The sequence below is a fragment of the Ramlibacter paludis genome, from assembly GCF_022012305.1.
GTDB classification, from domain to species: domain Bacteria; phylum Pseudomonadota; class Gammaproteobacteria; order Burkholderiales; family Burkholderiaceae_C; genus Ramlibacter; species Ramlibacter paludis.
Genome location: NZ_JAKLTM010000001.1, coordinates 1,142,820 through 1,157,029, shown reverse-complemented (window position 1 = coordinate 1,157,029; position 14,210 = coordinate 1,142,820). Strand labels below are relative to the sequence as shown.

General features: G+C 70.0%; 14 protein-coding genes. 9 read left to right on the top strand and 5 right to left on the bottom strand.

Annotated features, from left to right (window positions below; genetic code table 11):
* Positions 1-36 precede the first annotated feature (36 nt).
* On the top strand, positions 37-930 hold the full coding sequence (locus tag LZ009_RS05960; protein ID WP_275696947.1) for a dienelactone hydrolase family protein: 894 nt from the start codon (positions 37-39) through the stop codon (positions 928-930).
* 5 nt (positions 931-935) lie between these two features.
* Here the strand turns inward: LZ009_RS05960 and LZ009_RS05955 are convergent, their stop codons facing one another.
* The 3 genes from LZ009_RS05955 to LZ009_RS05945 all read right to left on the bottom strand — a co-directional run bounded on the left by LZ009_RS05955 (position 936) and on the right by LZ009_RS05945 (position 4,059).
* The gene (locus LZ009_RS05955) at positions 936-1,589 is read right to left on the bottom strand and encodes a hypothetical protein (RefSeq protein ID WP_275696946.1); all 654 of its coding nucleotides are present in this window, start codon (positions 1,587-1,589) and stop codon (positions 936-938) included.
* A complete protein-coding gene (locus LZ009_RS05950) occupies positions 1,586-2,989 on the bottom strand; it encodes a selenium-binding protein SBP56-related protein (protein ID WP_275696945.1) in 1,404 nt (467 codons plus the stop codon). The genes LZ009_RS05955 and LZ009_RS05950 overlap by 4 nt, the downstream gene beginning before the upstream one ends.
* Positions 2,990-3,093: 104 nt before the next feature.
* Positions 3,094-4,059: a Bug family tripartite tricarboxylate transporter substrate binding protein gene (locus LZ009_RS05945; protein WP_275696944.1), complete on the bottom strand. Its 966-nt coding sequence runs from the start codon at positions 4,057-4,059 to the stop codon at positions 3,094-3,096.
* Between the two features lie 78 nt (positions 4,060-4,137).
* On the opposite strand from LZ009_RS05945, the gene LZ009_RS05940 reads away from it, so the two are divergent.
* On the top strand, positions 4,138-5,451 hold the full coding sequence (locus tag LZ009_RS05940) for a PQQ-dependent sugar dehydrogenase (protein ID WP_275696943.1): 1,314 nt from the start codon (positions 4,138-4,140) through the stop codon (positions 5,449-5,451).
* Position 5,452: 1 nt separating this feature from the next.
* Here the strand turns inward: LZ009_RS05940 and LZ009_RS05935 are convergent, their stop codons facing one another.
* Positions 5,453-6,040, bottom strand: coding sequence for a DUF4136 domain-containing protein (locus LZ009_RS05935; protein ID WP_275696942.1), 588 nt, complete (start codon positions 6,038-6,040; stop codon positions 5,453-5,455).
* Positions 6,041-6,297: 257 nt separating this feature from the next.
* Between LZ009_RS05935 and kaiC the strand changes: the two genes are divergently transcribed.
* The 6 genes from kaiC to LZ009_RS05905 all read left to right on the top strand — a co-directional run bounded on the left by kaiC (position 6,298) and on the right by LZ009_RS05905 (position 12,027).
* Complete coding sequence (gene kaiC / locus LZ009_RS05930; protein WP_275696941.1) at positions 6,298-8,055, top strand: circadian clock protein KaiC; 1,758 nt, start codon at positions 6,298-6,300, stop codon at positions 8,053-8,055.
* Positions 8,052-8,384, top strand: a complete 333-nt coding sequence (locus LZ009_RS05925; RefSeq protein WP_275696940.1) for a circadian clock KaiB family protein — start codon at positions 8,052-8,054, stop codon at positions 8,382-8,384. Before kaiC ends, LZ009_RS05925 begins: the two co-directional genes overlap by 4 nt.
* Entirely contained in the window at positions 8,381-8,704 is a 324-nt protein-coding gene (locus tag LZ009_RS05920) for a circadian clock KaiB family protein (protein WP_275696939.1), read from the top strand. Before LZ009_RS05925 ends, LZ009_RS05920 begins: the two co-directional genes overlap by 4 nt.
* A complete protein-coding gene (locus LZ009_RS05915; protein ID WP_275696938.1) occupies positions 8,701-10,401 on the top strand; it encodes a hybrid sensor histidine kinase/response regulator in 1,701 nt (566 codons plus the stop codon). The genes LZ009_RS05920 and LZ009_RS05915 overlap by 4 nt, the downstream gene beginning before the upstream one ends.
* An 80-nt stretch (positions 10,402-10,481) precedes the next feature.
* Positions 10,482-11,705, top strand: coding sequence for a D-alanyl-D-alanine carboxypeptidase family protein (locus LZ009_RS05910; RefSeq protein WP_275696937.1), 1,224 nt, complete (start codon positions 10,482-10,484; stop codon positions 11,703-11,705).
* Between the two features lie 55 nt (positions 11,706-11,760).
* Positions 11,761-12,027 carry an SWIB/MDM2 domain-containing protein gene (locus LZ009_RS05905; protein WP_275696936.1) on the top strand — a complete coding sequence of 89 codons (267 nt, stop codon included), beginning with the start codon at positions 11,761-11,763 and terminating at the stop codon, positions 12,025-12,027.
* A gap of 7 nt (positions 12,028-12,034) precedes the next feature.
* Here the strand turns inward: LZ009_RS05905 and LZ009_RS05900 are convergent, their stop codons facing one another.
* Positions 12,035-13,039 carry an alpha/beta hydrolase gene (locus tag LZ009_RS05900; protein WP_275696935.1) on the bottom strand — a complete coding sequence of 335 codons (1,005 nt, stop codon included), beginning with the start codon at positions 13,037-13,039 and terminating at the stop codon, positions 12,035-12,037.
* Positions 13,040-13,145: 106 nt separating this feature from the next.
* On the opposite strand from LZ009_RS05900, the gene LZ009_RS05895 reads away from it, so the two are divergent.
* The gene (locus LZ009_RS05895; RefSeq protein WP_275696934.1) at positions 13,146-14,210 is read left to right on the top strand and encodes a redoxin family protein; all 1,065 of its coding nucleotides are present in this window, start codon (positions 13,146-13,148) and stop codon (positions 14,208-14,210) included.

The window sequence follows — 14,210 nt, the reverse complement described above, 5'->3', positions numbered from 1 at the left end:
GCCGCTATATTCCGGCGATCCAACGAAGGAGACCGCATGCCGCCGCGCCTGACCGCCCAGGATTTCGACCAGGAACTGTTGATCCTTTTTGATGCGTACGTGCACGGCGGGATCGACCGGCGCGGCTTCCTCGCGGGCGCGCAGCGCTTCGCCAAGGCGGGCATGACGGCCGCCGGCCTGCTGGCCGCGCTGAGCCCCGACTTCGCGCTGGGCCAGCAGGTCAAGCCCGACGACGCGCGCCTGAAGACCGAATGGGTGACCGTGAACTCGCCCGCCGGCTACGGCAGCATCAAGGGCTATCTCGCACGGCCGGCCGCGGCCGGCGCCAACAAGCTGCCGGCGGTGCTGGTGATCCACGAGAACCGCGGCCTCAACCCGCACATCGAGGACATCACGCGCCGGCTCGCGCTCGACGGCTTCATGGCCTTCGCCCCGGACGCGCTGACCCCGCTGGGCGGCTACCCCGGCGACGAGGACAAGGCCCGCGAAGCCTTCGCCAAACTGGACCAGTCCAAGACGCGCGAGGACTTCCTGGCCTCGGTGGCCTGGCTGCGCGCGCGCGCCGACGGCAACGGCAAGATGGGCGCGGTGGGCTTCTGCTACGGCGGCGGCATGGTGCACTGGCTCGCCACCCGGCTGCCGGACCTGAATGCGGGCGTGCCCTTCTACGGCAACACGCCGGCGCCGGAGGAAGCGGCGAAAGTGAAGGCGCCGTTGCTGGTGCAGCTGGCGGGCACCGACGAGCGCATCAATGCGGCCTGGCCCGCCTACGAAGCAGCCTTGAAGGCCGCCGGCGTGAAGCACACGATGCACCAGTACGCAGGCACCCAGCACGGCTTCAACAACGACACGACGCCGCGGTACGACGCGGCTGCGGCAAAGCTCGCGTGGGACAGGACGATCGCGTTCTTCAAGGCCACGCTGGGCTAGCCGCCTCACCAGGCCGTGGCCACGCCGGCGAGGCCGGCCGCGACCATGCTCAGCGCCCACGCCGCGTCCAGGTTGAACCAGGCGCTGCGCAGGAAGCGCAGCCCCAGGTAGCGATACACCAGCCAGGCCATGGCGAGTCCGGCCGTCATCATCGCCAGCGTGTGCACCGCGGCCACCGCCAGCGCCATCACCAGGCTGGAGCGGGCCAGCGCCGCCATCAGCGCGCCGTGGGCGCCCTGCTCCTGCGTCTCTTCACAGAGCTTCAGCATGAAGGGCACCAGCATCATCCCCGCCCCATGCGCGGTGGCCGCCAGGAAGGACCACCACGCCAGCCGGCTTGGCGGCACCCGCGCCAGCGCGCGCGGATGGCGCCGCTGCACGAGCAGGAACACACCGAACAGGAGCACCAGCGCACCGGCGCCCAGGCGGATGGGCCGCGCCCATTCGACATACAGAGCCAGCCAGGCAAAGGGCAGCAGCGCCACCGCCATCGCCGCAAGGTGGCCGCCGCCCAGCGGCAACAGGGTGGCGAACAGCGCGCGCGGGCGGTGCTCGCCCATGCCGTTGGCCACGGCCAGCGGCCATCCCATCGCCGGATTGAGCCCGTGGTAGAGCCCGATGCCGACGACCGTCAGCCAGAGCGCCGCTGCGGCGCTCAAGCCGAGGGATAGCAGAAGGAATCGGTGGAGCAGTCGCCGCCCTGCAGGCGGATCTGGTGCGCCCCGTAATCGCGGCCGAAGTCGACGAAGAACTCGCGATCGAGCTCCATGCCGCCGTTGGCGCCCACCTTGCACATCACCTGCGCACCGGGGATGCCATCCGGGTAGAACTGCGCGTCCCAGGTGCTGTACAGCGAGTTGGTGAAATACACGCGCTTGCCGTCGCGGCTGATCTCGGTCATCTGCGGGCCGCCGCCGAAGGGCCGCCCGGTCGGATGCGGCGCATGGTTGGCGATGCCGCCGATGCGCACGCTGCCGGCGAGCTGGGGCTTCATCGGGTCGCTCACGTCGTATTGCCGCAGCTCACCGGTGCCCCAGCAGGCCACGTAGAGGAAGCGGTCGTCGAGCGACAGGTCGATGTCGCTCACCAGCGGCGGCACGGCGCCGAAGCCCTTGAGCAGCACCGGCAGCTTGTCGACGGACGCCGGCTCGGGCGGAATGGTCGCCGTCTTGCGCGCATGGAACTTGCCGTTCTCGCGGTACCAGGTCCAGATCGACGCCTCGAGGTTGGTGGTGTCCACCACGACGCCGACGAAGCCGTACTCGCGCGTCGGGTCGTGCGCCGGGCGGATCTCCAGCGCCATCTGGTGGTTGGCGCCGAGGTCGATGGTCTGCACGTGCTTGCGGTCACGCAGGTTCCAGAAGTGCAGCTGGTGGCCGTACTTGTTGGACAGCAGGTCGTCGGGCACGATGCCGTTCTCGAACTGCGGCGGCAGCGCCCATTCGCTGGACACCATGTAGTCGCGCGGCAGGTTCCACCAGAAGTCGTAATGCAGCTTCTGCGGACCGCGGTCGATCTCCCAGCGGCCCAGCACGTCGAAGGTCTGGCAGTCGACGATGAACACGCCCGGCGGGCCTTGCGTGCCGTCCGGTCCGGCGCCGCCCAGCGTGCTGACGTAGATGCCTTCCGGACCGCAGTGCACGGTGTGGGGCCGCGAGTAGCCGGTCTTGCGCAGGATCTCGTCGGGCTCGATGGTCTTGATGAGCTTGGGCGCCGCCGGGTCGGGCTGCGTGTCGTAGATGTAGAGGCGCGAGCTGCGCATGCCCGGCACGATCAGGTAGCGGCGCTGCAGGAAGGCGTGGCCGGTCAGCGGCGACAGCGCCGAGCTGCAGGCGTTCCAGCCGAAGTGGTGCAGTTCGTCGCCGGTGTTCGGCAGGTCCACGCGCTTGAGCACCGAGGCATAGGTCTTGGAACCCGGATCCAGGTCGATCACCGCCAGCGCGTCGGGGCGGGAGCGGTCGGGCGACAGCAGGGCGGTGTAGGCCAGGTGTTCCGGTTCCGCCTCCATCGCGAGCCGCGGGGACGGGTGGAAAGTCGGATCGGGACGCAGGTTGGCCATGGTTCACCTCCAGTGCCTGACCCTAGCCGCGGATGGCCGGAAATCAAGGCGGAAGTACCGAAGGCGGGGTAACAGTCGTGCCGGGCTGGGTCCCCGGGGCGCGCTCAACTGGCCGTCATGTTCGCCGCCTTCACGACGGCACCCCAGCGCGGCAGCTCGCGCGCGATCAGTTCGCGGAAGGCCTCCGGCGTGCGCGGCGCAGCGATCGCGCCCTCGCCGGCCAGCTGCTGCGCCACCGCCGGCGACGCCAGCACCTTGTTCAACTCCGCATTCAGCTTCTGGACGCGTGCGGGCGGCGTGTTGGCGGGCGCCACCAGGCCGTACCACTGGTCCGCCTCGAAGCCCGGATAGCCGCTCTCGGCCACCGTCGGCACGTCGGGCAGGCTGGGAATGCGCTGCGCGCTCGACACCGCCAGCGCGCGCAGGCGGCCGCTCTTGATGTGCGGCAGCAGCACGGTGACGCCGGTGAAGGTCGTGTCCACCTGGCCGCCGAGCAGGTCGGTCACCGCGGGCACCGTGCCGCGGTACGGGATGTGCACGGTGGTGATCTTCGTGCGCAGCTTGAGCGCCTCGAAAGCCATGTGCGCCGCGCTGCCGTTGCCGCCCGATGAATACGTCAGGCTGCCCGGCTTGCGGCGCGCGAGCTCGACGAAGTCCTTCAGCGTGCGCACCGGCGAGCCCGCCGACACGACCAGCACGTTCGGCACGGTGGCGACCTGGCCCACGGTGGCGAAACTCGTGAGCGGGTCGTAGCCCGCCTTGGGGTAGAGCCACGGGTTCACGGCCAGCGTGCCGAGATGGCCCATGAACAGCGTGTTGCCGTCGGGCGCGGCCTTCGCCGCTTCGGCGGCCGCGATCGAGCCGCCCGCGCCCGGCTTGTTGTCCACCACGATGGGCTGGCCGATCGCGGCCGACAGCCCCGGCGCGATGGCGCGCGCGAGGATGTCGCTGCTGCCGCCGGGCGTGAACGGAACGATGATGCGCAGCACGCCTGACTGCGCACGCGCGGGCAGGACGATGGCGGCGGAAGCGAGCGCGAACAGCTCGCGGCGGCGGAGGCGGAAGGTCATCGCGCCGATTCTGCCGCAGCGTGCCGGAGAGGCCGCCACGTTTCCGCTAACCTACGCCCTCTTCAAGGAGGCACGGGAATGAGCGGAAGGACAAGCCTGTTGGCGCGCGGCGTGGCAGTGGTGGGGCAGGCGGCATTGGCATGGCGGCGGGTCACCCAGGGGGCCACGCCGGTCCCCGCCATTGGCGGCGCCCCGCAGATCCCGACGGCGCGCCCGCAGGGTGCGGTGCCCACACTCAAGATGCCGACCGCGCGCGGCTGGGCGCCGGGCCACGTGCCCGTCGCCGCGCCGGGCCTGGCGGCGAACGCATTCGCCACCGGCCTGAAGCATCCGCGCTGGATCCAGGTCCTGCCCAATGGCGACGTCACCGTGGCCGAGGCGGTCGCCATGGCGCGCAAGCCCAAGTCCCTGTTCGACCGGGCCATGGTCGCGACCCTGCAGCGCGCAGCCGCGATGGGCGAGAGCGCGAACCGCATCACGCTGCTGCGGGACGCCGACGGCGACGGCACCGCGGAGATCCGCCACACGCTGCTGGAGAACCTGACGCAGCCCTTCGGCATGGCGCTGGTCGGCGACACCTTCTACGTCGGCAACACCGACGGCGTGCTCGCCTTTCCCTATGAAACGGGCGCCACGCGCATCACCGCAGCAGGCCGGCCGCTGGTGCGCTTCAAGCCCGGTGGCCACTGGACGCGCAGCCTGCTCGCCAGCAACGACGGGCGCCGCCTCTACGCCGGGGTGGGATCGCTCACGAACATCGGCGACCTCGGCTTCGAGGTCGAAGCAGGGCGTGCCTGCATCGTCGAACTGGACCTGGAAACCGGCGCCAGCCGGCCCTTCGCCGAAGGCCTGCGCAACCCCGTGGGCATGGCGTGGGAGCCGCACGGCAACACGTTGTGGACGGTCGTCAACGAGCGCGACGGCCTCGGCGACGAGACGCCGCCCGACTACCTGACCTCGGTGCGCGAGGGCGGCTTCTACGGCTGGCCGTACTGCTACTGGGGGCAGACGGTGGACGACCGCGTGCAGCCGCAGGACACGGCGCGGGTCGCTTCGGCGATCACGCCCGACTACGCGCTGGGCGGCCACACCGCATCGCTCGGCCTGTGCTGGATGCCGCGCGGCACGCTCACCGGCTTCGACGAGGACGGCATGGTGATCGGCCAGCACGGCTCGTGGAACCGCAGCACGCTGAGCGGCTACCGGGTCATCTTGGTGCCGTTCGCCAACGGGCGTCCGACGGGCGCGCCGCCACGCGACATCCTCAGCGGCTTCCTCAGCCCGGACGAACGCGAGTCCTACGGCCGGCCGGTGGGCGTCGCGATCGGGGCGGACGGGAAGTCGCTGCTGGTCGCCGACGACGTGGGCGACGTGATCTGGCGCGTGGCCTGATTCAGTAGCGCGCCGGCAAGGCCAGCGGGACCACCTGGATGCCCGGCGCCATGTTCGGGAATCCGCGCAGCGCCGCTTCCAGCAGCATCCCCGGGTTCGCTCCGGAATTGCTCATGGCCTGCGACTGGAACACGACCTGCCCGTTCGCCAGGTCGCGCATGACCACGTCGACGCGCAGCGATGGATAGGCTTGCGCGGTGCCGCCGATGGGAAAGCTGAAGCCCACCCCCACGCCGCCGCCACTCCAGCCGCCGCCGCCCAGGCCCACGCTCATCCAGGACGGCCCCGCCACCGGCGCATAGGCCACCGCATCCTGGCTGACCGTGGCCTGCACGGCCAGGCGCGGGGTCGTGTCGTCGCGCCGCAGGCCGGACCGCGCGAGCACCGCATCCACGGCGCCTTCCAGCACGGCCTGTTCGGGCCGGCCGGCCTGCGAAGGCAGGTGTTCGTGCCGGTAGGTGGCGCCGCTCGCCACCAGCGCCGGCGGCGTGAACACCTGCACGGTGGCGGAAGGCGGTGGGGCCGCGCAGCCGGCCAGCAACGCGGCGAACGACAGGGCCAGCAGGTGGCGGCGCGGCAAGCGGTTCATGGCCATTTCTCCCATGGCCCATTGTGCCGCCGGGCACCTTCGCGCAACCCCCCGTTTACAAAGGCTCTCGGGTAGGAAATCCGACGCCGCCGTGGAATCCGTCCGGACGAAGGATGAGGCATTGTCTGGCGCACTGCCTCATCGGGATGCGCCATTCTTCCGCGCAAGCATCCGGCGCAAGCTGTCCAGCCCGGCCTGCCTCGTCCCCAACCGCAACCGGTTGAGTTAGAGTGACTGGAGAACTTTCTCGTCCCGCGATGGCCCAGAAAAGACCGCCGAAGAACGCGCCGCCCCCGCCGCAACTGAAGAAGACGCCGACCGGCATCAACGGGCTGGACGAGATCACCGAAGGTGGCCTGCCCCAAGGCCGCCCGACGCTCGTCTGCGGCGCCGCCGGCTGCGGCAAGACCATGCTGGCGGCCGAATTCATCGTGCGCGGCGCCGTCGAGTTCGACGAGCCCGGCGTCATCATGACCTTCGAGGAGACCTCCCAGGAGCTGGCCGACAACATGCGCTCCCTCGGCTTCGACCTCGACAAGCTGCAGCGCCAGCGCAAGGTCGTGCTCGACTACGTGCGGGTGGAGCGCAGCGAGATCCAGGAAACCGGCGAGTACGACTTGGAAGGCCTGTTCATCCGGCTGGGCTATGCGATCGACTCGATCGGCGCCAAGCGGGTGGTGCTCGACACCATCGAGGCCCTGTTTGCCGGCCTGCCCAACCAGGCGATCCTGCGCGCCGAACTGCGCCGCCTGTTCCATTGGCTCAAGGAGAAGGGCGTCACCGCCATCATCACCGGCGAACGCGGCGACGGCACCCTCACGCGCTACGGCCTCGAGGAGTACGTGGCGGACTGCGTCATCCTGCTGGACCACCGCATCGTCGACCAGGTGTCCACCCGGCGCCTGCGCATCGTCAAGTACCGCGGCTCCTCGCACGGCACCAACGAATACCCGTTCCTGATCGGCACCAACGGCGTGTCGGTGCTGCCCATCACCTCGCTGCGGCTGGACCACAAGGTCACGGACAAGCGCCTGGGCACGGGCATTCCCGGCCTGGACGACATGTTCGGCGGCAAGGGCGTGTTCAAGGGCAGCAGCATCCTGGTGTCCGGTGCGCCGGGCACCGGTAAGAGCAGCGTCGCCGCCAGCTTCGTCGACGCCGCCTGCCGGCGTGGCGAACGCGCGCTGCTGTTCGCGTACGAGGAATCCGAAAGCCAGCTGCTGCGCAACATGCGCTCCATCGGCCTGGACCTCGCGCCCTGGGTGAAGGAGGGCCTGCTGCAGATCCACGCCTCGCGACCCACGCTGCACGGGCTGGAGCAGCACCTGGTGCTGATGTACGACCTGGTGCGCGACTTCAAGCCTTCGGTGGTCGTCGTCGACCCGATCAGCAACCTGAGCAACCAGCACGACGACGTCGGGCTCAAGCTCACGCTGATGCGCCTGATCGACTTCCTGAAGCAGACGGGCGTGACCGCGATGTTCACCAGCCTCACCGCCGACTCGGCGAGCGCGGTGGCCGCTTCCGAAGTGGGCGTGTCTTCGCTGATGGACACCTGGCTGCTGCTCACCAACCTGGCCTACAACGGCGAGCGCACCCGCACCTTGCAGGTGTTGAAGTCGCGCGGCATGCACCACTCGAACCAGGTGCGCGAATTCGTCTTCAGCGACCACGGCGTGGACCTGATCGACGTCTACCTGCTCGGCGACCGCGTGCTCACCGGCACCGCGCGCATCGCGCAGGAGGCGCAGGAGCTCGCGGCGAGCCAGCTGCGCGGCACCGACCACGAACGGCGCCTGCGCGACCTGGCCAACCGGCGGCGCGCGCTCGATGCGCAGATCGCCGCGCTGAACGCCGAGGCGGACGAGCGGGCCGGCGAAGTCGAATTCGCCATCGCCCGCGAGAAGTTCGAGGCCGAAGGCGTCGCCGCGCGGGCCCGCGAGATCGCCGCGGCCGTCGGCCGGCAGAAGGCCGCGCGCGGCAACGGAGCGAAACCGCGGAGGACCGCGCGATGAGCACCGCCGCCACGCCGCGCAAGAAGGCCGCGCCGGGCGTCGCCGAGTGGCAGCTGCGCCTGTACATCGCCGGCAAGACGGCCAAGTCGGAAGCGGCGTTGCAGAACCTGAAGGCCGTCTGCGAGACCCACCTGGCGGGCCGCTACAGCATCGAGGTGATCGACCTGCTGGTCAACCCGAAACTCGCCGCCGGCGACCAGATCCTGGCGGTGCCCACCCTGGTCCGCAAGTTCCCGCCGCCGATCCGCAAGATCATCGGCGACCTCTCGAACAAGGAGCGCGTGCTGGTCGGCCTGAACGTGCTGCCGCTCGCGTCCAGCAAGGCATGAGCGCGCGCAAGGGCGAGGGCGGCAAGCGGGCCAGGGGCGAGGCCGCCACCTGCAAGCTGCGGCTGTGGGTGAGCGCCGCCGCGCCCTTGTCGGCGCGCGCCGTCGTCAACACACGAGCCTTCTGCGAAACGCACCTCGCCGGCCGCTACGAGCTGGAAATCCTGAGCATCGCCGACCACGTCGAGCGCGCCTCGATCGACGAAGTGATCGCTGCGCCGACGCTGCTGCGCGTGTGGCCGCTGCCGGTGCGCCGCTTCATCGGCGACATGTCCAACCCCGAGCGCCTGCTCGACGGCCTGAACCTGAGGCGCGAGCCATGAGCCGCGAACCGGCCCTGGGCGGCCAGGGCGACCTGGCCCTTTTGCGCGAAGAAATGCAGGAGCTGCGCATCCGCCTCGCCGAGGCGGACGAGACGCTCACGGCCATCCGGCAGGGCGACGTCGACGCCCTCGTGGTGGGCAGCGACATCTACACGCTGGACTCCTCGAACGCCGCCGCCAACCGCCTGCGGCAGGACGTGCTGGCGCAGATGAAGGACGCGGTGCTGGCCTTCGATGCCGACGACCACCTGGTCTTCATGAACCCCGCCGCCGAGAAGCACTATGCCAAGGACGCGTCGACGACCCTGGGACGCCTGAAGGGCGAGGTGTTCACCGAAATCTGGCCGGGGGGCGAGGCCGAGCGCGCCGCCGCCTTCGAGGCCCTGCGCGTGCACGGTGTCTGGCGCGGCAACCTGGTGCACCGGAACGTCGATAGCGGCGATACCCACGTGGAAACGACGATCTCCGCGCTGCGCGACGGCGGCGGCGCGGACATGGGCTGCCTGTACGTGATCCGCGACATCACCGAACGCGTGCTCGCCGAGCGCGCGCTGGCGCAGACGGCGACGGCGTTGAAGGACGCGGACCGCCGCAAGGACGAATTCCTGGCCACGCTGGCCCACGAGCTGCGCAACCCGCTGGCGCCGATCCGCAACGCCCTGCACATCATGGCGCTCTCGCCGGAAGCGCAGGTGAAGGAATCGGCGCGCACCATCATCGAAAGGCAGCTCGCGCAGCTCGTGCACCTGGTGGACGACCTGCTGGACGTGAGCCGCATCAGCCAGGGCAAGGTGGAACTGCGCATCGAGCTGGCCGACGTGGTGGAGGCGGTGCAGGAGGCGCTGGAGACCAGCCTGCCGATGATCCAGGCTGGCAAGCACGAACTGACCCTGGTGCTGCCGCCCGCGGGCACCCTGTTCGTCGACGCCGATGTCACGCGCCTGTGCCAGATCATCGCCAACCTCCTGAACAACGCGGCCAAGTACACGCCCGATGGCGGCCGCATCCAGGTCACGGCGCAGCGGCAGGACGGCCTGGCCGTCATCTCGGTGGAAGACTCCGGCGTCGGCATCCCCGTGCCGCTGCTGCCGCGCGTGTTCGAGCTGTTCACGCAGGTCGACCGCTCCAGCGACCGCTCGCAAGGCGGGCTGGGCATCGGCCTCGCACTGGTGCGGCAGCTGGTCGAGATGCACGGCGGCACGGTCGAGGCCGACAGCAAGGGTCCGGGCCTGGGCTCGACGTTCACGGTGCGGCTGCCGGTATCGGAAAGGCTGCCGCCGGCGGAGCCCGGCATCGAAGCCCACAAGCTGCAGGCCGCGGGCGACAAGGGCGTGCGGGTGCTGGTGGTGGACGACAACGTGGACGGCGCGGAGACGATGGCGCAGTTCCTGGGCATCCTCGGCTACGAGACGCGCACGGTGCACGACGGCCTGACGGCGGTGGACACCGCGGCGTCGTTCCGTCCGCACGTGGTGATCCTGGACATCGGCCTGCCGCAGCTGAACGGCCACGAGGTGGCCAAGCGCATCCGCCAGGCGCCCGGCGGCGAGGAGATGCTGCTGGTCGCGGTGAGCGGCTGGGGCCAGGCCGAGGACCGGCAGAAGTCGCGCGATGCCGGCTTCGACCGCCATTTCGTCAAGCCGGTGGAGCTGGAAGTGCTGATGGAGGTCGTCTCCCTGGTCCGCAAACCCCAGTGACCGAGCGTAACGGCCGGGCCAGCCGGCCCCCGGCCTTGCGGCGAACCGCGACAATGGTCGGTCCGCCTCCTGTGAACCCCATGAAATTCCAACGTCGCTTCCTCCTGCCCCTCGCCTTCGCCCTCGGCGCCGCCGCCCTGTCGGCCAGCGCGCCCTCCCTCGCGGCCAAGCCCGCGGCCAAGGCCAAGCCCGCCGCAGCCGCGGCCTCCGCCCCCGAACCCGCCGCCGGCCAGACCGCGGTCAGCGGCGGCGCGCCCGTGCTGGCCGCCAAGGCCTGGCTGCTGATGGACTTCGATTCGGGCGAGGTCCTCGCTTCGGCCAACCCGGACGAGCCGCTGCCGCCCGCGTCGCTGACCAAGATGATGACGAGCTACCTGGTGGAGCAGGCGCTGCGCTCGGGCAAGCTGAAGAAGGACGAGCTCGTCACGACGAGCCAGACCGCCTGGTGCCGCGGCTCCAGCACCGAGTCGTGCATGTACCTGCCGCTCAACGGCCAGGCCACCGTGATCGACATCCTGCGCGGCATCATCATCCAGTCGGGCAACGATGCCTCCAAGGCGATCGCCGAACACATGGGCGGCTCCGAGGCAGGCTTCGCCAAGCTGATGAACGCCGAAGCCAAGCGCCTGGGCATGACGCACACCAACTTCGTCAACGCCACCGGCCTGCCCGACCCCGCGCACAAGGCCTCGGCGCGCGACCTGGCGATCCTGGCGCGCGCCATCATCAAGGACAGCTCCGAGTACTACCCGATCTACGCCGAGCGGGACTTCACGTACAACAAGATCAAGCAGGGCAACCGCAACGCCCTGCTCTACACCGACCCCACGGTGGACGGCCTGAAGACCGGCCACACCGAGGACGCCGGCTACTGCCTGGTGACCTCGTCCAAGCGCAACAACATGCGCCTGATCACCGTCATCCTCAACACCCCCAGCGCCCAGGCGCGCGCCGACCAGACGCGCACGCTGCTCGGATGGGGCTTCGCCAACTTCGAGAAGGCCACGGCCAACGTCGCGCCGACGACGGCCAAGGTGGCGTTCGGCAAGGCCGACACGGTCACCGCCGCGCTCGCCGCGCCCTGGTCGCTGACCGTGCCGCGCGGCCAGCAGGTGCAGACGGCGGTGCAGATCAAGCCGGACCTGGAAGCGCCTGTCGCCAAGGGCGCCGTCATCGGCAAGGTGGTTGCCACTTCCAACGGCAAGCCCATCGGCGAAGCGCCGCTGGTTGCGCAGGCCGACGTGGAACGCGCCGGCTTCTTCCAGCGCGGCTGGCAGCACGTCACGCGGATGTTCGGGAAGTGAGCCCCACCGCCGGTCCCGGCGAGTATGCTGCCGGGTTTTGTAGCAGAGGGAGTCCATGAAGCCATCCGAACCCACCCAGAAGCCGTCCGCCTTCATGAAGGCGCTGAAGCCCAGCCCGCAGCTGGCCGCCGTGATCGGGCCCGATCCCCTGCCGCGCACCGAGGTGACCAAGCGGCTGTGGGACTACATCAAGCAGCACAAGCTGCAGAACCCGGCCAACAAGCGCAACATCCTCTGCGACGACAAGCTCAAGGCCGTCATGGGGAAGGACGAGGTCACGATGTTCGAGATGACCGGGCTGGTCGGCAAGCACCTGAGCTGAGACAGGCTCAGGCCAGCGCCTTCGCCAGCACCGGCAGGCTGACGTCCATGCGGTAGTCCACCGCCGTGTGGTCGTCCGCGAACTCCTCGTAGAGATGCGGCACGTCCAGCTGCGACAGGCGCTGGTGCATGCGCCGCGCGCCGTAGACCAGGTTGTACTGGTCGACGTCGCCGCAATCGATGTACAGCGCCTTCAAGGCCTTCAGGCCGCGCCCATGCCGCTCCACCAGCGTGAGCGGATCCCACGCCATCCAGTTCGCCCAGCGCTCGGGAACGATCTCGCACGTGTCCAGCGTGACCGGCAGCCGCAGGCCGTAGCGCGCCGAGGGATCGGGATCGAAGCTCGCGGCCTGCGCCAGCATCATCAGGATGTGGACGTCGCTGTCCTTGGGCTTCCTGGCCTGCCAGAAGTCGTCCACCCATTGCGCGAGATCGGGCTGCTTGGCGAGCGCGCGCAACACCGGAACGAATTCGTGCCGGTACAGCAGCTCGAAGCCCATGTCGCCCGAATGCACGGCCGCCGCGCTCCAGAAGTCCGGGTGCAGCAGCGCGTGGACCATGGCGCCGTAGCCGCCGCTCGACTTGCCGAAGACGCCGCGCCGGCCCGCGCCGCCGCAGCCGAATTCCTTTTCGACCCAGGGCACGGCTTCTGTCAGAAGGAAGTCGTCCCACCGACCCATCGCGGCCGAGTTGACGTACTGGTTGCCGCCGAGCCGGGTGAAGCAATCGGGGAAGGCGACCACCACCGGCGGCATGTCGCCGTTGGCGATCAGGCGGTCGAGGCGCTCGGGCACGTTCTCGCCGAAGTTCTTCCAGTTGGTGTGCGCCGGGCCGCCGGCGGTGAAGCCCACCAGGTCGACCAGCAGGGGCAGGCCGCGGCCGTCGTGGCCGGCCGGCACGTAGACGTCCACGCTGCGGCGGGTGGGGTCGCCCAGCAGGTTGGTCTTCAGCACCTGGCTTTCGAGCGCGTGGCGGTGGATGGTTCCGGCGGGTGTGAGGGGGTCTTTGCGCATGGGGGCCTCGCAGCGTATGGATGCGCCATTGTCACTTGGGCAGCAGGGCGACCCGATCTCTCGCATGATGTTGGCCGGCAGGCAACCGACGGGCCGGAACGCAATGATGAACAAGCTCACCCTGAAACTCCTGGCCGCCCTGTTCGCGCTGGTCATCGCCTTCACCTGCGTCCACTGGGGCGGTGAAGCCCGCGCGCAAGCAGCCGCGGCGTCGCCGTTCCAGTCGCTGGGCTCCGCGGTGTCGTGGGTCAACTCGCCGCCGCTGGCGCCGGAAGCCTTGCGCGGCAAGGTGGTGCTGCTGGACTTCTGGACCTACTCCTGCATCAACTGCCTGCGCACCCTGCCCTACATCCGCGCCTGGTCGGACAAGTACCGCGAGCTCGGTTTCGTGGTCGTCGGCGTGCACACGCCGGAGTTCGGCTTCGAGCACCGGCCGGCGAACGTGGAACGCGCCGCCGCCATGCTGGGCATCAACTTTCCGGTGGCGGTCGACAGCCAGCGCAGCATCTGGCGCGCGTTCGGCGTGCAGGGCTGGCCCTCGCTGTACTTCGTGGATGCCACCGGCCGCGTGCGCAGCCGCCAGGTGGGGGAAGGCGGCTACGCGGAAGCCGAGCGCGTCATCCAGCAGCTGCTGCGCGAGGCCGGGCGGCAGAACGTGCCCACCAGCCTGGTCGCACCGCAAGGCACCGGCACGCAAGCGGCGCCGGGGACGCAGCCGGCGGCATCGACCGAGACCTACGTCGGCGCGGCGCGCAGCGAGGGCTTCCGCTCCGCCGCCGGCGGCCTGCGTGCCGGGCAGTCCCACGAATACGTGGCGGCCTCGGCCCTGCGCCTGAACCAATGGACGCTGGCCGGCTTGTGGAACGTGGGCGATGAAGCCGCCGAGGCGAAGCGGGCCGGCAGCCGCATCGTGTACCGCTTCCAGGCACGCGACCTGCACCTCGTGCTGGGCCCGGGCGACGATGGCCGCCCCGTGCGCTTTCGCGTGCGGCTCGATGGCCAGGCGCCGGGCGCCGCGGGCGGCACCGACGTCGATGCAAGCGGCATGGGCACCATCGACAGCCATCGCCTCTACCAGCTGGTGCGCCAGCCGCAGTCTGGCGGCGAGCGGGTGTTCGAGATCGAGTTCCTGGATCCCGGCGCGCACGCCTATGCGTTCACGTTCGGGTGA